This is a genomic window from Hymenobacter aranciens (assembly GCF_030580865.1).
GTDB classification, from domain to species: Bacteria; Bacteroidota; Bacteroidia; order Cytophagales; family Hymenobacteraceae; genus Hymenobacter; species Hymenobacter aranciens.
On sequence record NZ_JAUQSY010000020.1, the window covers coordinates 1 to 20,556 of the forward strand.

Annotated in this window: 15 protein-coding genes and 3 tRNA genes; 9 read left to right on the forward strand and 9 right to left on the reverse strand. The window is 59.0% G+C overall.

The window, feature by feature from the left end; all coding sequences use genetic code 11:
• The first annotated feature begins 443 nt into the window (after positions 1–443).
• On the forward strand, positions 444–1,160 hold the full coding sequence (locus tag Q5H93_RS22035; protein ID WP_305008874.1) for a hypothetical protein: 717 nt from the start codon (positions 444–446) through the stop codon (positions 1,158–1,160).
• Positions 1,161–1,214: 54 nt separating this feature from the next.
• On the opposite strand, the gene Q5H93_RS22040 is transcribed toward Q5H93_RS22035, so the two are convergent.
• The 5 genes from Q5H93_RS22040 to Q5H93_RS22060 form a co-directional block, all read right to left on the reverse strand.
• Complete coding sequence (locus tag Q5H93_RS22040; RefSeq protein ID WP_305008875.1) at positions 1,215–2,360, reverse strand: leucine-rich repeat domain-containing protein; 1,146 nt, start codon at positions 2,358–2,360, stop codon at positions 1,215–1,217.
• Positions 2,361–2,379: 19 nt separating this feature from the next.
• On the reverse strand, positions 2,380–3,726 hold the full coding sequence (locus Q5H93_RS22045) for an SDR family NAD(P)-dependent oxidoreductase (RefSeq protein ID WP_305008876.1): 1,347 nt from the start codon (positions 3,724–3,726) through the stop codon (positions 2,380–2,382).
• Between the two features lie 20 nt (positions 3,727–3,746).
• A tRNA-Cys gene (locus Q5H93_RS22050) sits at positions 3,747–3,819 on the reverse strand.
• 43 nt (positions 3,820–3,862) lie between these two features.
• Positions 3,863–3,934 (reverse strand) — tRNA-Gly (locus tag Q5H93_RS22055).
• Between the two features lie 325 nt (positions 3,935–4,259).
• A complete protein-coding gene (locus tag Q5H93_RS22060) occupies positions 4,260–4,967 on the reverse strand; it encodes a hypothetical protein (protein ID WP_305008877.1) in 708 nt (235 codons plus the stop codon).
• Positions 4,968–5,382: 415 nt separating this feature from the next.
• Here Q5H93_RS22060 and Q5H93_RS22065 point away from each other — a divergent pair, with 415 nt between their 5' ends.
• Both Q5H93_RS22065 and Q5H93_RS22070 read left to right on the forward strand, forming a co-directional pair.
• Positions 5,383–5,718, forward strand: coding sequence for a type II toxin-antitoxin system RelE/ParE family toxin (locus Q5H93_RS22065; protein WP_305008878.1), 336 nt, complete (start codon positions 5,383–5,385; stop codon positions 5,716–5,718).
• A 110-nt stretch (positions 5,719–5,828) separates the two neighbouring features.
• On the forward strand, positions 5,829–6,185 hold the full coding sequence (locus tag Q5H93_RS22070) for a helix-turn-helix transcriptional regulator (RefSeq protein WP_305008879.1): 357 nt from the start codon (positions 5,829–5,831) through the stop codon (positions 6,183–6,185).
• Between the two features lie 188 nt (positions 6,186–6,373).
• Here the strand turns inward: Q5H93_RS22070 and Q5H93_RS22075 are convergent, their stop codons facing one another.
• Positions 6,374–7,738, reverse strand: a complete 1,365-nt coding sequence (locus Q5H93_RS22075; protein ID WP_305008880.1) for a T9SS type A sorting domain-containing protein — start codon at positions 7,736–7,738, stop codon at positions 6,374–6,376.
• A 574-nt stretch (positions 7,739–8,312) separates the two neighbouring features.
• Between Q5H93_RS22075 and Q5H93_RS22080 the strand changes: the two genes are divergently transcribed.
• The gene (locus tag Q5H93_RS22080) at positions 8,313–9,113 is read left to right on the forward strand and encodes a hypothetical protein (protein WP_305008881.1); all 801 of its coding nucleotides are present in this window, start codon (positions 8,313–8,315) and stop codon (positions 9,111–9,113) included.
• 2,129 nt (positions 9,114–11,242) lie between these two features.
• On the opposite strand, the gene Q5H93_RS22085 is transcribed toward Q5H93_RS22080, so the two are convergent.
• A tRNA-Arg gene (locus Q5H93_RS22085) sits at positions 11,243–11,314 on the reverse strand.
• Positions 11,315–11,456: 142 nt separating this feature from the next.
• Here Q5H93_RS22085 and Q5H93_RS22090 point away from each other — a divergent pair.
• Positions 11,457–11,936: an organic hydroperoxide resistance protein gene (locus Q5H93_RS22090; protein WP_305008882.1), complete on the forward strand. Its 480-nt coding sequence runs from the start codon at positions 11,457–11,459 to the stop codon at positions 11,934–11,936.
• 92 nt (positions 11,937–12,028) lie between these two features.
• On the opposite strand, the gene sucC is transcribed toward Q5H93_RS22090, so the two are convergent.
• Complete coding sequence (gene sucC / locus Q5H93_RS22095; RefSeq protein ID WP_305008883.1) at positions 12,029–13,222, reverse strand: ADP-forming succinate--CoA ligase subunit beta; 1,194 nt, start codon at positions 13,220–13,222, stop codon at positions 12,029–12,031.
• Between the two features lie 203 nt (positions 13,223–13,425).
• Between sucC and Q5H93_RS22100 the strand changes: the two genes are divergently transcribed.
• The 3 genes from Q5H93_RS22100 (at position 13,426) to Q5H93_RS22110 (ending at position 17,506) form a co-directional block, all read left to right on the forward strand.
• Entirely contained in the window at positions 13,426–14,082 is a 657-nt protein-coding gene (locus Q5H93_RS22100) for an ABC transporter ATP-binding protein (protein ID WP_305008884.1), read from the forward strand.
• A 496-nt stretch (positions 14,083–14,578) separates the two neighbouring features.
• Complete coding sequence (locus Q5H93_RS22105; protein WP_305008885.1) at positions 14,579–15,385, forward strand: hypothetical protein; 807 nt, start codon at positions 14,579–14,581, stop codon at positions 15,383–15,385.
• Positions 15,386–15,577: 192 nt separating this feature from the next.
• On the forward strand, positions 15,578–17,506 hold the full coding sequence (locus Q5H93_RS22110) for a RecQ family ATP-dependent DNA helicase (RefSeq protein WP_305008886.1): 1,929 nt from the start codon (positions 15,578–15,580) through the stop codon (positions 17,504–17,506).
• Positions 17,507–17,584: 78 nt separating this feature from the next.
• On the opposite strand, the gene Q5H93_RS22115 is transcribed toward Q5H93_RS22110, so the two are convergent.
• On the reverse strand, positions 17,585–17,875 hold the full coding sequence (locus Q5H93_RS22115; protein ID WP_305008887.1) for a rhodanese-like domain-containing protein: 291 nt from the start codon (positions 17,873–17,875) through the stop codon (positions 17,585–17,587).
• A gap of 183 nt (positions 17,876–18,058) precedes the next feature.
• Here Q5H93_RS22115 and Q5H93_RS22120 point away from each other — a divergent pair, with 183 nt between their 5' ends.
• A complete protein-coding gene (locus Q5H93_RS22120) occupies positions 18,059–20,392 on the forward strand; it encodes an endonuclease (RefSeq protein WP_305008888.1) in 2,334 nt (777 codons plus the stop codon).
• Positions 20,393–20,556 lie beyond the last annotated feature (164 nt).

A 20,556-nucleotide genomic window follows, 5' to 3' on the forward strand; every position in this document is an offset into this window, starting at 1 on the left:
TCATTTGTCAGTCGTCAGGTAGTGAAAGTTACGGCTTTCTCTACTTACAACTGGCTCATTCCTTAGGGAAGCGTACAGGTGGGGCGTGGCTTATTCGTCACATCTAAGACAAACACCTCCAGCACCCATGAGAAGTGATAAGGGGTAGGTTCAACAAGGAGCATATTTATTGGGCGTTTGATAAGACAATCATTTAATTCTCCCTCACCCACTAAATACCTATACACCGCGTCCGCCACCCCAAGCAATGTCTCCGCCGAAGCCACCGGCCGCGCCGCGCTAAGGTGGTAAACATTACTTTTCTTCACAAATAACGGCAGACGCACCTATTCCCTCAGAATCGGTCGTAACGCCACGCTTGTCAGCCAGCGGCCCAACTTCGACATCGAGTCAAAAGTAGACGGGGCCACAACCGAAGAGTCCCTCCTTATTCCTCCCTTCCCATGACCTTCAAACTATACCTCCTACCCCTCTATCTCCTCCCCTTCCCCACCCTAGCGCAACAACACCAAAAACTCAACCCCACCCTACGCCACCAGCTAAACAGCCTAGACCAAGCCTACCAGCAGCACGAGCGGCGCAACGACGCCGCCTTTGAGCGGGCTGAAGCCGACTCGCTGCTGAAACCCATCTACCTCCCCAACGGTGCCCTAGCCGGCTACACCGGCGCAACCCCCACCTGGGAAGCCCCCCCAGACAGCTCCGACCTACGCTTCGTCACCGCCGTCATCCGGCGCTACGGCTACCCCGGCAAATCACTAGTGGGCCAGCCCGCCAGCGAAATCACCTGGCGCGTGCTCCAGCGCACCAACCAAACGACCCGCTTCCTGCCGCAACTAAAGGTGGCCGCTGAAGCAGGTGAGCTTTCCTACCAGCACTACGCAAGCGCTGTGGATATACAACGCATGCAGGCCGGCAAAAAACAGCTATACGGCACGCAGGTGGTGAACTGCTTTATCAAAAGCCATTCAACCGGCCAACTGGATGTCGTGCGTTTCCTCTGGCCCGTGGCCGATGTGCGCCGCGCCGATGAGCTGCGCCGCCGGGCCGGCTTCTCCACCACTGTCGCGCAGGACGCGCAGCTGCAGGGGCTGCCCGCCGAGCCAGTGAGCCTGGACTACGCCCTGCGCATGAAACACGCCGCCGAAACTGGCGAGTGAGAGAGGAAGGACATTAGCTCACCTCAAGCAGTAGCCCCCCACTTCCCCCCGTCCCTAGCGGTACACACTGCGAATGGCAGCTACTATATTCGGCTTAGAAGCGCTTGAACGTTGTCTAGCTCGAAGCCATTCTTTGAGGGGCTCCGGCGGGCTGCCGTCTAACAGCAGGTGTTGCAGCGAAGTGTTATGCTCTACCCCCTTCAACACCTGGTAAAATCCTTGTTCCGTAAACTGATGACGAACCAAATTCAAACTCTGAATCTGCTGGTTCGTACGAAGAAAATCCCCCAGCTCCCGGGCGACCTCATCGTCCAACTGGTTGGCGGGGGCCCCGAGCACCCGGGTGGAAGGACTGTAGCCCAGGTCGAGCACGCGAAGCGCCGGATGCTGCTGCAGGGCTCGCAGCAACGCAATGGCCCCTGTCGAGGCGATGCCATTGCTGGCCAGTCCTAGTTCTTGCAGCGTGTTATTCTTACCGAGGGCTTCGGCCAAGGTATAAGCCCCTTTGTCACCCAGGTGGTTGACGTTCAGCTGCAGCGAGACGATTTGCGTATTGTGCGTCAGCAGCTCCGCCAAGTAGGGTGCCTCCTTTTCCCCAAGCTGATTGCCGCCCAAATAGAGTCGTTCGACGGTCCGGTTGGTCTCAATCAGGACCTTTATCAAGCTCTTAAACCCCTCCCCACCTAAGTTGGTATTCACTAAATCCACCACCCGAAGGGTCCGATTATGCCGGAGCAAGTCCGTTAGGTGCGCTACGCCCGGTGCCTGTAGGGCGTTTCGCTTCAGCCATAGCCCTTCGACCGTTGTATGCTCCCGAAGCGCCCCGGTAAGGGCCGCTATTCCCGCCGTCTGGATATAATTGCACCCCAAATAGATGGTCTGAAGCGCCGTATTCTGCTCAATTAAAGATGCTAGGTGGGCTGCTCCTTCATCCCCGATGCCGTTCGTCCCCAGCAACAGATGCCGCACAAAGGTATTCCGCGCCAATGCTTCGGTGACTAGTTTTGCCCCGGCCGGACCAAGGTCCTGCTTGCACAAATCCAGTCGGCCATCGGACGTGATAGTGCCCCGAGGAAAGGAACGGTCGGTTTCGGACGCCTGATTGGTGCGCAAATACGCCACGAGCGGCTCCAGCTGAGCGGCCAGGTCCAGGGCAGGTTCCTGCACCGGACAAACAAGCGGAACATGGGTATCCTTCATAAATAAATAGGTTTTATTCTCACCAGGGGTGCGGCTGATAATCTTTTAAAAAACATCCCGACAGCGGTTCCTGCGGCTGGGTAATCCCCCGCACGATGGGGTCGTAAATTCGGGCGGCCCCGTCGACTTCATCCAGAGGAGGCACGAAACCGGCGCTACGCTTGCGGGCTTTCCGGGGGTGGGGGTCTTCGTCGGTAATCCAGCCGGTATCCACGCTGTTCATATAGATGCCGTCACGGGCATAGGCCGCGGCTGACGTACGGGTCATCATATTCAAGGCCGCTTTGGCCATGTTGGTATGCGGATGAAACTCTGTTTTAAAGGCACGATTGAATTGTCCCTCCATTGCCGAGACATTCACAATAAACCGCCGCTCGAACGGCGACTGCAGTAGCAGCGGCTGCAGCTTGCTGTTCAACAGAAAGGGGGCCATGGCATTGACCAAGTGCACTTCCAGCCATTCGGCGGTGTCCACTTCTTCCAGGCGCAGCCGCCAACTGTTATGCGGACGAAGGTCGACCTGCTGCCCGTGCCGGTCGAGTACGTTTGGGGGGAAGTAGGATGGGAGGGTATCTGACAGCCCCTCAGAGGATGTTATAGGCGGGGGCGTAGCTAATACCAACTGGTTCGCGGCTCCCCCCTCTTCGGCAAGCAGCAAGGACTCGTAAAAGGCCCGCGGGCGCCGAATGGTCTGCGCCGCATTGTTGATGATGATGTCCAGGTGCGACAACGTGCCTTTCAGGTGCCCGATAAACTCCTCCACGGCCCTGACATCCCGCAGGTCAAGACTGTAAATCTGGAGCCGGTCTTTCCAGCGCTCAAAATCGGGTTCCTTGGCGTAACGACTGACGGCATCCTGCGGAAAGCGAGTGGTCACGATTACCTGAGCGCCATCCCGGAGCAGTTTTAAAGCCGTTTCGAAGCCAATTTTTATGCGTCCACCCGTTAGCAAGGCGATTCTGCCCCGTAGGTCCGTCCGTTGAAAGCGACAATCAACATTGAGTCGGGCACAAGCCGGACACAGCAAATGGTAAAAAGCGTGTACCTCAAAATAACGCCCCTTGCACACATAACACCGAGCGGACCGGTGTAAGTACCGGGTGCCTTCCTCCAAGGCCGGCGTCAGGGGCGTATCCGATTCCTGCCGGCAGCGGAAGGTGTTTTCCTTGATGGCCCGGTCCGACTCCTGCTGCTGGAGGGTTTGTTTGCGCTTCGATTTGCGGGCCTTCTGATTCAACTTCGCCACCAGCCCTTGGAGCTGCGGGGAGTCGTCGGCCAGTTGGGGATTGCGGGAAAGGATTTGCAGCACTTTCAGGCAAGCTTGCCATTCCTCCGGTGAAAAAAGGGGCTCTTCCTGCAAAGACATCGCCTATAGTATAAAAATTGGTAAACTGGCCAGAATCGAACTGACAACCTTCTGATTTGCATTCAGATGCTCTTCCATTTGAGCTACAGTTTACCTAAAAGTAGGGGACAATCTTCAAAGACATATCACCTGGTCGGTAAACTGGCCAGGCTCGAACTGGCAACCTCCACCTTGGCAAGGTGGCGCTCTTCCATTGAGCTACAGTTTACGCGCGTTAAAAGTAGGAAACAATCGGCATTCCTGGCCATCATACGCCACCGCGTCGAAGCTACCTCGGTTAGACATCGTTCGTTTTCTCTGGCCGGTAGCCAATATGAGATGCGCCGCCGAGCCGGTGAGCCTGGACTACGCCCTGCGCATGAGGCGCGCCGCCGAAACCGGTGAGTGAGGCATACACAGTATTACCTGAAATAAGCACCTCAAAATTGGCCGGGAGATGCTAACCTGCTAGCCATGGTAGAGGCCGCTGCCGAACGCTTAACCGCTCAAATCTCGGCCGAAGTAGAGGCCATTCGCGCAGCAAAGAAATAAGCCTAATCCCCCACCCCAAATACCAGCCAGTTCGACTGCCGCCCCGTCTGCGTCCGCCGGTTGCCCAAAACCTTCACTTCCCCCCCTTCCCTATACCACCCCTCGTCCCAATCCCCCATATCAAGGTATAAGGCATTAACAGCCCCGAGACCAAGTAAATCATCCGCAAACTGCCCCATAGTCAAATTATTCGTTTCCCCCTCCACAACGGCAAAGGAGTGATGTAAAAACTCCACCAGCGCCCGGCGCTGAAACAAGCTGCCCCCGGCGGCCCGCTGATTTTTGCCCTTGTATACTAGTAATTCCTGCAGGAGCAAAGTGCCTCGTAAACGGCGCACCTGCTGCACGTAAGAAGGTGTTTGCCCCTTGCCAATGGCTGTGATTGTTAAACTGTCACCCAAAATCGTCAACACCCCATCCAGATACCCGAGACGCGCCGAATCCTGCAAAACCCCTCCCTGGCACACCAATAAGTCCAGGGGTTTATCGCTTTCCAAATCAGTGTAAGCCGCCGCCACACTCAACTGACATCTTTCTCCATCTACCCGCGGCCGGGTAGTGACGACCTGAATAGATAAGTGGTCAGGATGGAAGATGGTATACCGATGCCCATTCACCCCTTTTTTTTCCACCCGCACCTGCGCAGGAGAATGGGTGGTGCAGGCGAAAGGAATCGTTAGCAGGCAAAACAGGAGAACAGTTTTAAGCATACCAAATGTACAGAAGTTGCCCGCTCATTTACTACCTCGTTGGCGGCATAACGCTATTAGACCTACGAGTGGGGGCAGGCGCAACACGCGAAGCAGTTTAAGCGCAAGTCCGAAGCGCCGGGCTACGTGGCTGCCGTGGCACCGGACATCTCGGATGCCACGCCGGCAGAATAAAGAAAGCTCCGCAAAGACAGAGTCTTTGATTTGATTATGAAACCAATATGCTTTTCATGACCAAAAAAAGTCCGCCTATAAGCGGACTTTTTGAGTATTGTTTCGTACATTTGTATCATGTTAGCATCGCTAGCATAGGTACGCCAGCCTTTCTGGCGATTGCTAATTCACTTTTCCTCGCCAATTATGGAGTATCAGATGCACGGTGGCGTGACATGTCCCACGCCTAAATTTCCATTCCATGAACAAACCAATAGAAATTGCCCTAACTGACGAAGCCGACCAATTCTTAACCGCCCTGCCACTAGCCGTTCGCAAACGGTTTGTTACAGCCTTTGAAAAAACCGAAGGTGGTTTCAAAGGCGACTGGTTTTTAAAGCTCTCCAATACTGAAGACATCTGGGAGTTTCGCGTCGATGGACCTAACCATACCTTCCGCCTGTTTGCCTTCTGGGACAGTCGGGGAGAAACCGAAACCCTTGTTGTCTGCACCCACGGGTTAGACAAGAAAACCCAAAAAACGCCTAAAGCAGACATTGCTAAAGCGGAGCGAATCCGCCGCGAATATCTCGGCTAGATGAGTAGAACAGGGACGGGTGCCGCCGTCCCGCTCATTTGTAGCCGCCCTGCCCTTGGTTCCACTTTTCCCCTCGTACGTATAAGAGACACACCCCAATAAGATTATATATGCAAGACCGACCCGCTAAAGAAACAGACCAACATAGCGGCTCCGCGCAATCCCCGATTCGCGTGAGAAAATACCGGGACCTAAAAGACAAGTATGTTGGTGCCGCCGGTACCGCTGAACGTGAACAATTCGAATTCGAGTTAAGCCTGGAGCTAATTCCTCTGAAAATAAAGGAATACCGCAAACAGAATAACCTTACTCAATCAGAATTAGGAGCCCTGCTGGGAGTACAAAAAACCCAGATTTCCAAGTTAGAAACCAACGCCGTTAACGTCACGTTGGAAACTCTATTAAAGGTATTCAAAGCACTGCACACCCGCATAAAATTGAGCTTCGAGCCCGAAGCTTCCCTATAAAGGAGCCTCAGTCCCAACGGCTGGGGCTTTTTTATTTCCCCTACCTCCCCCCAATAAACACTCCCTGCACTTCAAGCTCAAGACTGGATGGCCAGGCTACGTCGCTACTGTGGGTGCCACGCCGGTAGAATAAAGAAAGCCCCACCGATTCCTCGAGCGGGGCTTTTTCATGCATAGGCACTATGACCTTACTCGACCACCAGGCGCTGCGTCTGTTTCCCGCTCCGCACCAGGTACAACCCAGTGGGCAGCCCTTCCAGGTATAGGAGATTACCATCACTGGTCCGCAGCACCCGGCCCTGAGCATCGAGCAGCTGCCTAGCCTCACCGGCCGCACCCCCCAGCACCTGCACTTGCCCATGGGCGGGGTTGGGTACTAGGCGCAGCGGCTCCGTACCCAACATCTGGCGCACCACCTGCACCGGCGAGAAGTGCTCGCTGCCGTCAGTATCCACCTGCCGCAGGCGGTAGTAGGTCAGGGCCGCGCTGCTCAGCGGGGCCTCGAAAGCGTAATCAGTTGGCCGGCTGCTGGTGCCTTGGGCGGCTACCCGGCCCAGGCGAGCCCAGCCTCCGTCGGTACGGGCTTCCACCTCGAAGGCAGCGGCATCCTTCTCGCTGGCCGTGCGCCAGGCCAGCTGCACGGCCGTGGGGGTGGCCGTGGCCGTGAAGGCCGTTAGCTCCACCGGCAGCGGGGCCGGTGCGGCGGCAGCGGCCTGGGCCGTACGGGTGTTGTATGCCACGAACGCCACGTCGCTGGACCCATTGAGCGCCATTTCGAAGCGGGCCACCCGGACCAGCGTTGTTGGGGTCAGGCCAAACATGCTCAGATCGGCCGCCCACAGGCGCAGCTCCCGCTCCGTCTTGGTGTAGGTCGTTAAGGTCATCGGCGACTTATCGGCGTCGTAGAAGTCGGCCACCCAGCGTCCCACCGACGGCAGGCCGGCTACGGCCACGGTCACCGTGTTACCGAGCTGGTTGCCATTGGCATCAAGGAAGCGGTACACGTCGTCCCCGCCCCCGGGGGAGGCAATCTGCGTCACCAGTAGGTCCGGCACTCCGTCGCCCAGGGCAGCCGTCGACACGTTCGAGATGGTGAAGGCAAGTGTGCCGGCCGGCAGGTTCACCATGCCCGTGCCCAAGTCCAGCCCCTGGGGGCCGTCGGTGAGCAGGGCCGCGAAGTTGCGGGCCGGCGCCGGCACGCTCGGGCCGTTGTCGACGCGGTCGCAAAGCTGGCCGTAGCCGGCCTTGGTGTTGCTGGTAGGGGTGGCCAGGGTGGCCACGGGCAGGGCCCGGTAGGTGCCGGCCGTAAAGGCCAGGCCAGCCCGGCGCAGGCGGGTGTCATTCACGCCGGTCGAGTAGCGCGTGCCATCCACGGTAAAGGCCAACAGGGCGTGGGAGCTGTCCGGCTTGAGCGGATTGATGGCCGCAGTCGAGCTATTCCACAACCCATTATAGGTGGTGACGATGCCGGTTACACGGTTCACTACCGTGGTCTGGGCCTGGGTGGTCAGGAAGGCGCCCCAGAGGGCCAGGGAAAAGAGATACTTCTTCATGAGCGTTGGGTAGATAACGGTCACAAAATTACCGTCCGCCCCAGCGCCGGCAGAATTCACTTCGCCTATCCGGGCATTTTGCCCGCCGAACGTTGCCCGGTGCCTAATGAACGGCGCCAGCAGCTGGGCAGATTACCGGCTACCTGGGCATCTCGGATGCCACGCCGGGGGAATAGAGAAGCCCCACACGAGCGAGGTTTTCCTTTCTCGCTATCTTCGAGCCTCCCGCACTCCTAACTTAGTGAAGTATCTGCTGCTGCTCTGGCTGCTCCCCATCTCCCTGGCCACCCAGGCGCAGGTAGCCCCGGCCGAGGCGCGACAGCGGTGGCTGTTCGACAGCACACGCCAGGTCCGCCTCCGCCGCATCCATCACCGGCTCGACAGCACCGAGCGGGCGCAGGCTCTGGCCCGAGGCAGTGTATTGCCTCCTGCACCCGTGCTGCCGCCCATCGCGCCCACCCCACCGGCGCCCCTGCGGCAGTTGCGTAGCAAAGTGGCCCCACCCAAGCCACCCCGCAAACCCAATGGGAGACGAACTACAACGCCCCGACCTGCCCCCGCGTAGCTTATTCCCATGAAGAAGCTCCTCCTCTTCCTGGCGTTTGCCCTGCTCGCTCCCCAACTCGCTCACGCCGACGCGCTGGATAGCCTCGGCGAGGTACTGCTCATCGGCTCCAGCGTGCTGGGGATGATGTTGGCTGCCGTCCTGACCATGCTAACCATCTGGGCCTACCGACAGCCAGCCCGCAGGGGGCTACGGGCGGGCCTCTTCGCCCTGCTGGTGCCCAGCGTGGGCGTGCTCTTGCTGCTGAGCAACTCTCGCCAGGACCTGCGCGCACCCTTCACCCTGGCTCCCGAACTGCTGGAGGCCGCCGTATGGGCCAGCGTATGGCTCTGTGCCATCACCATTGCCCGCGAGGCCTTGTCCGACGGCGCCCAGCGTACGTGGACAGCAGTAGCCGTGGTCGCGCTATCCATGCTGCTGTTTATGCCCATCGGCTGGGGACAGCAGGCGCTACTGAGTGGAACGGGCAACTACCACGTGTTCGAAACCCTGGCCTACCAGGTCGGCATCCGAGTAGTGGCGGCCGTTGTGGGCCTGACCAGCTGGTGGCTGGTGCTGCGGCAAACCGCTGGCTTCCCGACGCTCGACGCGGCCGTGCGCCATACGTGGTGGCTGGTGCCGGCTATTGCCGCCGGGCTCGACCTGGCCTTCTACCTGACTCAGTTGGCTTTTTTGAATGTCCGCTACAGTGGCGGTATGCAGTGGGACAGCGTGGCGGGGCCGGCCCTCATCAGCATGGCCGTAAGCTGGGTCGTGGGCGTGGCGGCGCTCCGCCTGTTTCCACCGGGCACGCTAGCAGCAGGTAAGTGACTTCTTGGTCATTAAAAAATGGGGATGCCGCCTAGCATCCAGGTAAGGAGGAACAATTGTTGGAGTCCATTGGATAGCAGAGTAGAAAAAAAGCCCAGACCAGAGCACCCCACAAGCCCAAAGAGTACAGAAGCAATAACTACCCGCGCGGGCTCAACTCCCATGAATGAAAAAGGCCACAAGAGCAGTTACCACCGAGGCCGCCGCGCCAGCCAAGCACCAGAGTGCCGCCCTAAAGGCTGCATCAACCAGGAGAAACTCGGCGGCTAAGCCCGCCAGGAGTACGCAGTCAACCCCAAAGAACTCCCACACGCTACGGCTGGCGTAGCGGCCCTAGCTGCCCATCTGTAGAGAGCCCCGTGTCGGACGGGTAGACGGTGCCTCAAGCGGCGCCAGTTCTTGCGCCCGCGCGGGAAGCCCGGAGCAGTTGACAGCAGCTGGTCCAGGTACCAGGGTAATCTGCAGAGGAATGCTGGCCGGCATTAGTACCGGGTGGTGCTGGCAACTGGCAAGCACGCCGCAGGCAAGAGCCAGGGACAACAGCGTAAGGCGAGCAGGGAAGGAAGCCATAGGCAGGTACAAGCTAGAGAATTTTGATACTCCATCCCCACATACGGCTGCACATTCAGCGTCGTAAAGCGCAACCACTCGTCCAGATTCTGCGCCATATCACACCGCCCTCATCCCTGCTCCCTACTCGTCTACCGGCCGGGGCGTTTTGGGCCGCAGCGGTAGATACGCGCTACCACGATGGGTCGCCAACGAACCGATGCCCGCGGCGCGCATCCTGCGCAGACTTGGGAAACACATCGGGCAAGCCAGAGCTGCCGGTTCACACCCGATGTGGGGAATGAGGCCGGCCTCGAAATAGAAGTTGAAACGTAGGCGTCAGCGCCGCTGGTGCAAAGCAGGCGCGCAGTTGTTCTTTCTTTAGCCAAGGGGCAAGCTACACGGGGGAGTGCGTAGCCTACTACTAAGCCAAGGCAACACTTCCCTTAGTGGTGGTAGCGTACATTCAAGCGTACACCAAGGGAAAATTCAAGCGTGCACCAAGCGTACATCCAAGGGAAAGTTGTTGCTAAAAGAGCGCTAGAATGGGGTGCATGTTCGCTATAAGTGTTACGCCGGCCTCGGCCACATACGCTATCTATCAATCATTTATGCAAAAACCGCATTTACTTGAAGCGTAACGCCAAGCAATCGCTTCGCGTGAAGCGAAAAAACCACCCTTCGACGGCCAAATTCCGCGCGCTAACCAAGCGCCCAAGCAGTGTCTAGAAACAGCGTATACCTCTTCTCTTAACCGAGAGAGAATGGCATGCATACCTTGAGAGTTGCCACCTTTGCCTCCACAAGCATGCGACCAAAGAATAGAACCCCTATCTCATCTAGCCCCTAGATGTGGCCGGTAGTTCAACCAAACATTCAAGCAATACTCCCTACTAAAAACAACGCTAAGTTGGGGTGCGATTTTGCTACGAGCATCCTACAGGGTTGGAACATGCCTCGTATCTATCAGACACTTGCATAAAATCTGCTTTTATGCAAGCAATACTTCCAGTAGTGGCCTCGCTTGAAGCAAATAGAAGGCCTCACAAACGCCAGAATTCCGACTAAGCAACGTAGTCCATGCGCAGGTTGCTAGGCAGCTGGCACCACGGAACGCTGCAGCACCTGGGATGCAAGATGGCTCACCAAAAGCCCTACTCGGCGCATAGGCTACAGTATACGCTGGCAGCCATGCTATATCCCCTGCAAGCCTCACCAAGCGCCTCCCCCTTACAGGCCCAGACTGCTAAACCAGGGTCAGCGCCAAACTATCCGAGCCACTATTTCCTAGTCATGTGATACGACGTTCACTCACGGCACGGGTTGGTAGCTGGACTGAGTTTTTACCGATGCCCCTTCGCGCTTAGCTGCACTCACAGCTTATCCCTGCAACCCTTCATCCTTGAGTAGCCTTGTACCAAGCTTTCTAGCCATGGGCGGCTTTGGCCTGACCCAGTGCAGGCCTGTACCCCCTACTACCAATTCCCACGCACTTGTACCCCCTAATTAGCGCTTGTACCCCCAGTTGTACCCCGAAAAAGCAAAAACCCCATTTCCGGCTTGGAAAAGGGGTTTTTTCGTGGTCGCGCTAGGAATCGAACCTAGATCGAGAGCTTCGGAAACTCTAATACTATCCGTTGTACGACGCGACCAGTACGGGGCTGCAAAAGTAGCCACAAAAGCCGGCGTTGCCAAACCTGGCAGACTTTTTCTCACCGGATGGCTTGTTGCCACAACCCCACTTCGTAAAATTGAGTTAAGCCCGACAAACCAAACATCTTCCTTTCTTACCTTATGGAATCCACGAAAAAAACTTTGTACACGGCCGACGCTACGGCCGTGGGCGGCCGCAGCGGCCACGTACGCTCTGCCTCCGGCATCATCGACCTCGATATGAGCGTGCCCGAAGGCCTTGGCGGCAAAAAAGGCGCTACCAACCCCGAAGAATTATTTGCGGCGGGCTACTCGTCCTGTTTTCAGCAGGCGCTGCTGGTTACTGCCCAACGGGCCGGCGATAAGCTCGACCCAGCTACCGAGGTAAAATGCTCAGTATCGTTGTTTCAGGAAGGCGAAGGCTATGGCTTGAGCGCTGTGCTCGATGTTGATTTGAAATCCTTCGACCGGGCCAAAACCATTGAGATGGTGCGGCAGGCCCACAAGATTTGTCCTTACTCAGTGGGTACCCGGGGCAATATGGAAGTTACTTTAAAAGTGCAGGGCGAAGATATTCCCTTGGAAGCTGGCGAAAACGCCGGGGTAGCCGAAGGGAAATAAGGTCAAAAGCCGTCCGTACAAAAGCAGAAAAGCCCGCTAGGTTCGTCTAGCGGGCTTTTCTGCTTTTGTACGGACGGCTTTTGACTTACTTACTAAGCTGCCAGCACTTCTTTCACGCGCTCGGCAGCATCTTTCAGCAACACGGCCGAGTACACTTTCAGGCCGCTTTCGTCGATGATGCGGGCGCCTTCTTCAGCGTTGGTACCTTGCAGGCGCACGATAATTGGCACGCGGATGTCACCGATTTTCTTGTAAGCCTCTACTACACCGTTGGCTACGCGGTCGCAGCGCACGATGCCGCCGAAGATGTTGATGAGAATGGCCTTCACGTTCGGGTCCTTGAGGATGATGCGGAAACCGGCCTCAACGGTCTGGGCGTTAGCTCCACCGCCTACATCGAGGAAGTTGGCGGGCTCGCCGCCCGAGAGCTTGATGATATCCATGGTAGCCATGGCCAGGCCGGCGCCGTTCACCATGCAGCCCACGTTGCCGTCGAGCTTCACGTAGTTCAGGTTCGAGGCCGAAGCTTCTACTTCCAGCGGGTCTTCTTCGTTGAGGTCGCGCAGGGCCACGAAGTCCTTGTGGCGGTAGAGGGCGTTTTCGTCCAGCGTCACCTTGGCGTCCACGGCCAGGATTTTGTTGTCCGAGGTTTTCAGCACCGGGTTGATTTCGAACATGCTGGAGTCGGTTTCGTCGTAAGCTTTGTACAAAGCGGTTACGAACTTCACCATCTCCTTTTGTGCTTCACCCTCGAGACCGAGGTTGAAGGCGATTTTGCGGGCCTGGAAGCCCTGCAGACCCACGGCGGGGTCGATGTGCTCGCGGTGGATTTTGTCGGGGTGGGCTTCAGCCACTTCCTCAATGTCCATGCCGCCCTCGGTGGTGTAGATGATGACGTTTTTACCGGTACCACGGTCGAGCAACACGCTCATGTAGTACTCTTTGGGCTCGGAAGCGCCAGGGTAGTACACGTCCTGGGCCACCAGGATTTTGTGCACTTTGCGGCCTTCGGCGCCGGTTTGCTTGGTCACGAGCTGCATGCCGATGATTTGGCCGGCAATTTCCTTCACTTGGTCCAGGTTTTTAGCGAGTTTCACTCCGCCCCCTTTGCCGCGGCCGCCGGCGTGAATCTGCGCCTTAATGACGTGCCAGCCGGTGCCGGTGTCTTCGGTGAGCTTCTTGGCGGCGGCTACGGCTTCTTCGGCGGTGTCGGCGGTGATGCCTTCCTGCACGCGAACGCCGTACTTTTTCAGGATTTCCTTGCCCTGGTATTCGTGAATGTTCATGAGAAAATGAGAGGGGTGGTTGGATGCTGCGCAACGCGAGGCCGCGAGGGCCTTTGCGGGGGCGAAAGTACGGAACAAGTGGCAGGAATATGCCGGACCGGCGCGTTTTTCAAGCGCAACCGTGCCAAATAAGCGCCCCAAAACGAACCAGCCGGGCCGGAAATGCCGTACTTTGCACCGTTCCACTTACCCCGCGCCCGCCGTTGCTGCAAGCCATTAACATTCGCAAGAGCTACAACTCGCTGGAAGTGCTCAAGGGCATCGACCTGACGATTGAAAAGTCCGAAATCGTGAGCATCGTGGGCTCATCGGGCGCCGGCAAGAGCACGCTGCTGCATATTCTGGGCACGCTCGATTTGCCCGATTCGGGCGAGGTGCTCTTCGACGGTGAGCGGGTGAGCTCACTGGGACGCAACGACTTGTCGCGCTTTCGCAACCGGCACATTGGCTTCGTATTCCAGTTCCACAACCTGCTGCCCGAGTTCACGGCCCTCGAAAACGTGTGCCTGCCCGCCTACCTCGCCGGCCGCACCGAAAAAGAAGTGCGCGTGCGGGCCCGCGAGCTCCTCGGCCTGATGAACCTGGAGCACCGCGCCGACCACAAGCCCAGCGAAATGAGCGGCGGCGAGCAGCAGCGCGTCTCGGTGGCCCGCTCGCTCATCAACTCACCCGAAATCATTTTCGCCGACGAGCCCACCGGCAACCTCGATACCAAAAACGCCCAGGAGCTGCACCAGATTTTCTTCCTCTTAAGAAAGGAGTTCGGGCAAACCTTCGTCATCGTAACGCACAACGACACGCTGGCCGATATGGCCGACCGCAAGATTGTGATGCGCGACGGGCATATTCTGGAGGGTTAAAAGTAGTCGGGCGAAACGAGGTTCGGCGGAGCCAATTCCGTGCTGCGGTTCGTCCGACCACTTCCGCTAGAATGATTGAAATGGAAAAAGCCGGGCGCATTGCTCGGCTTTTTTTGATGTTAGGTGTTTGGTTTTAGGTATTCGGGTGGTTAACACCTAACACCCAACACCAAGGTCGTTCTACCAGAAGTAGTCGGACGAACCGCAGCGCGGAATTGGCTCCGCCGAACTTCGTTTCGCCCGACTACTCGCGGCAACTCGCTGAACCGAACGATTCAGCGAGTTGCCGCGTTTGCTTTTTCCGGCAGTGAATGCTAAAAAAATCAACCTCCCAATTAGCTTAGTTTCAGGTCGGGGCATAATATTTTTCAAAATACCATCTAACAAACTAACCATCAGCAGAAAAAATTTACTAAAAATTCTGGCATTTCTGGCACTATCTCTCGTATCTTTGGGTTGTAAGACCAGACACTTTAAACGTACTACAGAACCACTAATGCCAACTGTCATGAACGAGGCCACCAAAACCACCAAGGAAGCTACCAAAAAAGCGAAAGTCGAGAGCTACGACATCAGCCGCTCCGACGAGACTCTGGACCTGGCGAAGGACCTCGCCAAGTTCATTAAGGACAACAAGCTCAGCACTACCGTGCAGGGCAAAGAGTTCGTAAACGTGGAAGGTTGGCAGTACGCCGGCTCGCGCCTGGGCATCGTGCCCATTGTGGAGCACGTTATCAACGTTTCGAACGACCAGGAAATCAAGTACCAGGCTAAAGTTCAGCTCTGGGACCTGCGCTCGCAGCACACCGTAGGCGCTGGTTTCGCCGTGTGCTCCAATAAGGAGAGCGGTAAGAAGTTCTACCAGGAGTTTGCCATCATGAGCATGGCGCAGACCCGCGCCGTGGGTAAGGCTTACCGCAACATCCTGGCCTGGATTATCCGCGCCGCTGGCTACGAGCCCACGCCCGCCGAGGAGATGGACTACAACACCAACATGCCGTCGGTAGCCACCGCGCCGGTAGCTGCTCCGGCCCCGGCCGTGGCCTTGCCCACCATGCAAGTTGTGCCGGCTGATGCTCCCGCCACCGTAGCTGCCGAGCCCACGCCGGTGCACTACGCCACGGCCTCGCAGAAGGAAGAAATTATCCGTCTGCTGAATCATCCGGTGATTACCCGCCAGGAGAAAACCAAGATGCTGCTTAACATTAACCGCCTCGACGAGGAGCGCGCCGTACAAGCTATTGCCAAGCTGCGCAAGGCCATCGACGACCGCGAGAATACGCCTGAGAAAGTAGCTGCGTAGGGGAATGCCAGCTGACTTTAGAAGCCCGGTGCCGTGAGGTACCGGGCTTTTTTTGTGGGGTGTAGAGACGCAATATTTTGCGTCTCGTAGTTGAACGGTTCCCCAACGGCGCAACCGACGAGACACAAAATATTGCGTCTCTAGTGCAATCCACTTTTCTGTTAGAAATTGCGGCTGCTATCTTTCTATCCCATGTCTACCGAACTCTCTCCCCTCACCATTCTGCAAGAACACTGGGGCCACCAGGCCTTTCGGCCCGGGCAGGAGGAGATAATAAACTCGGTGCTGAACGGTAAGGATACGCTGGCGCTGCTGCCCACGGGCGGCGGCAAAAGCATCTGCTTTCAGGTGCCGGCGCTGGCGCGGCCGGGCATCTGCATCGTGGTGTCGCCGCTGATTGCGCTGATGAAGGACCAGGTGGAAAACCTGCGCAAGCGCGGGCTGCGGGCCGAGGCCATCTACGCGGGCATGAGCCACCAGGAAATCGACCACGCGCTGGACAACTGCGTGTATGGGCGCAATGTGAAGTTTCTGTACGTGAGCCCGGAGCGGCTGCTGACGGAATTGTTCCAAGTGCGGGTGCGGAAGATGAACGTGGGGCTACTGGCCGTGGACGAGGCCCACTGCCTCTCGCAGTGGGGCTATGATTTTCGGCCGCCTTATTTGCGCATTGCGGAGTTGCGCACGCTGCTGCCCGAAAGCATACCCGTAATTGCCCTCACGGCCACAGCCACGGCGCAGGTAGCCGCCGACATCGTGGAGAAGCTGGAGTTCCGCCCGGGCTTCGGGGTGTTTCGGCAGAGCTTTGCGCGGCCGAAACTATCTTACTCCGTGTTGCATACCGAGGACAAAATGCGGCGACTGCTGGAGGTGCTACGCGGTGTGGGGCCTAATAAAACGGGCATCGTGTATGCCCGCACGCGGCGGCAGACGGAGGACACGGCGGCGTTTCTGCAGCAGCACAAGTTTCCGGCGGCGGCGTATCACGCGGGCTTAGCCCCGGAGCGGCGCACGAAGGTGCAGCAGGACTGGATTGAGGATAGAACCCGCGTCATCGTGGCTACTAACGCCTTCGGAATGGGCATCGACAAGCCCGATGTGCGGCTGGTGGCCCATCTCGACGCGCCCGACACGCTGGAGGCCTACTATCAGGAGGCGGGGCGCGCCGGGCGCGACGGGCAGTACGCCTTCGCCGTGGTGCTGGCGGGCCCCAGCGATGCCGACGAGGCCCGGCGGCGCACCACGCAGGCCTTCCCGCCGCTCGACACAGTGCGGCGCGTGTACCAGGCGCTGGCCAACTACTCGCGCACGGCCGTGGGCGGCGGCGAGCTGGCGGCGTTCGACTTCGACATTCAGCAGTTTGCCGAAACCTACCGCATCCGGGCGGTGGACGCCCATAATTCGCTCAGGATTCTGGCCCGCGAGGGGTTTATTCAGGTGAACGAGGCAGTGAACACGCCAGCGCGGGTACATCTGATTATGGGACACCAGGATTTGTACGCCTTCCAGGTGGCCAATGCGCAGCACGACCAACTTATCAAAGCACTACTGCGGCTGCACGGGGGCGAGCTGTTCGTGGGCTTTCAGGCCATTTCGGAGAATAGCCTGGCCACGCACCTGCGGCGGAGCGTGACGGAGGTGCGGCAGCAGCTGCGCTACCTGCACACGGCGGGCATTCTGCATTACCAGGCCCGGCAGGAGTCGCCGCAGGCCATGTTTATCACCCAGCGCTACGACTCGGCCAAGCTGCCGCTGGACGAGCCGCGCCTGAAGGCTGCCCGCGAGCTGGCCCAGCACAAAACCAGCGCCGTGATTCACTACGTGGCGGGCACGCGCTGTCGGCAACAGCTATTGTTAGAATACTTTGACGAAGCCAACCCGGCGCGCTGCGGCGTGTGCGACGTGTGCCTGGCCGCCAAAAAGGCCGAGAAGGCGGCGACCGACGCGGCGGCGTGGCGCCCGCGCTTGCTGGAACTATTGAAAGACGCGCCGCAAACCCCAAAGGAGCTGCTGGCGCAGTTTGCGCCCCAGGAGGCCACGGCCGCCACGGCAGCGTTGCGGGAACTGGTAGATTTGGGGGAGCTGAACTACGCGGCCGACGGACGCTTGCGTGTCAATTAATAATGAGCAATTAACAATCACGCAGGACGCATCCTCAATTGCTGATTGCTCATTGTTAATTGCTCATTATTAATTGACCTAATACGCTGTGATGCCGCCCAGCAGGTTGCGCACGTTGGTGAAGCCTTGGCTGGTCAGGAAAGCCTTGGCCTGGGCCGAGCGGCCGCCGCCTTTGCAGTGCACGATGATTTCCTGGTCTTTGAGCTCTTCAAGGTCATCGAGCTTGTCGGGGAGGGTACCCAGGGGGATGTTCTGGCTGCCGGGAATAGCGCGCTCTTCGTGCTCCCAGGTTTCGCGCACGTCGATGATGGTGGGGGTTTCGCCGGCTTGCTGGCGCTGCTGGAGTTCGGCGGGGGTGATGTCGGCCATGATGGTTGGGGTAATGGAATGATAAAAGATGGATGGGAACAAAGGTCGGCACCGGGGAATTGTTTTGGGCGGTGGCGCGGTTTGCGCGGGAACGCGGCCGGGCGCCAGGGCCGTTTCCTCACTCCTTCATCTTACCTCTCCGTCGGCTTCCGTACCTTTGTTGTTTCCCTCCCTGTCAACTTTATGAAAAAACTCTTCTTTGCGCTGCTACTGAGCCTGCCGCTGTTGCCGGCGGCGGCCCAGACGTTTCCACCCGTGCCAGCCTTTCCGCCGGCCGCTTTGCAAGGCCAGGCCCTGCGCGACTGGCTGCGCACCAACTGGTATGATGGCAAGCGCAACGTGCTGAGCTACGGCCAGGCGCGGGCCAAGATGTATAACTACGCCGACAACTACAACAACTCGGTGACCTGCGTGTACTCGGGCTATAACACGCCGGTGCCGCTGAATTTCAACAGCTCCAGCACCAGCTCGGCGGCCAACATCAACTGCGAGCACACGATTCCGCAGTCGTGGTTCAGTGAAGTCCCCCGCATGGTGTCGGATATGCACCACCTCTATCCCACGTATATTCAGTGGAACTCGAACCGGGGCAACAACCCTTTCTTCGAGATTCCGGATGCTAATGGGACGACCTGGATGCGCAACACCACCAGCCAGACCACCATTCCCACTACCAACATCGACGAGTATAGCGAGGCCACCCGCTCGCAGTTTGAGCCCCGGGAGGACCACAAGGGCAACGTGGCCCGCACGGCCTTCTACTTCTACACCATGCACGAAGGGCAGCCGCAGCTGGCCGCTACCGGGCACCAGAGCATCACCTCGCTGGCCGATTTGGCCACCTTGTACCAGTGGCACCTGGCCGACCCGGTGGATGCCCGCGAGCGTGAGCGCAACCGCCGCGTGGCCGCCAGCCAGGGCAACTATAACCCCTTCATCGAGTACCCGGAGCTGGCGGCGCTGGCCTATGGCCTCACCCCTACCGGCCCGGTTATCACCTTCGCCGGCGCTACGGGCAGCATTGCCGAGGGCAACAGCGGCACCCGCACCTACACGCTGACGTTGAACGTGGCCCCGGCCCCGGCTGCTGCCCTCACGGTGCAGGTGGCGCTGAACGCGGCGGCCTCGACGGCTACCAATGGCTCGGATTTCACCTTCACCTCGCCTGCTACGGTGACTTTTGCGGCCGGGCAGACTTCGGCTACTACTACCATCACCATCAACGGCGACACGCAGCCGGAGCTGGATGAGACGGTTATCCTGAATCTGACCACGCCCGGCACCGGCGCCAGCATTGGCAGCCCAGCTACCCACACGCTCACCATCACCAACGACGACGGCGCGGCTCCGGCCCTGGCCTTTGCCAGCGCTACGGGCGCCATTGCCGAAGGCAACAGCGGCACCAGCACGCACACCGTGAACGTGACCCTGAGCAATGCCTCCGGCATCACCTTCCCGCTCACGCTGCCCGTGACGGTGGACGCCACCTCGACCGCCACCTCCCCGGCCGACTACACCCTCGACACACCGCTGCTGACCTTTGCCAGCGCCGCGGCACTTACGCAGGCCATCACGGTGACCGTGGTGGGCGACACCAACCCCGAGCCCACCGAGACTGTGGTGCTGCACCTGGGTGCTCCGTCGGCCGCTGGCGTGGTGCTGGGCACGCCCAGCACTTACACGCTGAACATCACCAACGACGACGCCAACCCCACGGGCACGCCCTGCTCGCGTCTGTTTTTCACGCAGTATGCCGAGGCCTCGGCCGGCAATAACAAAGCGCTGGAGTTCTTCAACCCCAGCCAGGTGACCATCGACCTGACGGGCAAGCGCATTGAGCTGTTTGCCAACGGCGCTACGACGCCCACCAACACGCTGGCCCTGACGGGCACGCTGGCTCCCGGCGCCACCTACGTCGTTACCAACAGCGGCTCGACCGATGCCGGCTTGATTGCGGCCAGCAACATCACCAGCAACGTGACGTTCTTCAACGGCAACGACGCCATCGTGCTTTTCGATGGCACCGACACGCTCGACATCATCGGGGTAGTGGGGCAGTCGCCCACGGAGTGGACCACCGCCGGCGGCGGCTCGACCCTCAACAACACGCTGGTGCGCCTGCCCGCCACCGAGATGGGCGGCAACTGGAACGGCCCCAACGGCAGCATCACCTGGACCAGCGGCGGCGTGGATATCTACACCGGCTTCGGCTCCTACACCAGCATTGCCTGCGTGGTGACGGGCACCCGCACGCCCTCGGTGCTGCGCAAGGGCCTGGAGATTTACCCCAACCCCGCCACCGAAAGCGTGCGCCTGCGCCTGCCGGCCGTGGCTGGCACGCTGGCCGCCACCGTGGAAGTGCTCGACCCGCTGGGCCGCGTGGTGCGCGCGCGCCCGGCCAACATCGGCGCCGCCGATGCCGTGCTGGTGGACCTGCGCGGCCTGGCCGCGGGCCTCTACGCCGTGCGCGTGACCACCGGCGCGGTGCAGTACACCGGCCGCCTGGTGCTGCGCTAGGCGCGGTCGCTTCCGTCGATTTCCTCAAAAGCCCTGGCCTCCGTGGTCAGGGCTTTTTGTTTGGGCGGCGGGCGGGCGGCGGATGCCGCCCCCGGGGTAGCAGCCGGAAAAGCAGTGGCTACGACTGGCAGCGGCCTTGTGACGGCCTTCCTGAAGCGTCAGGC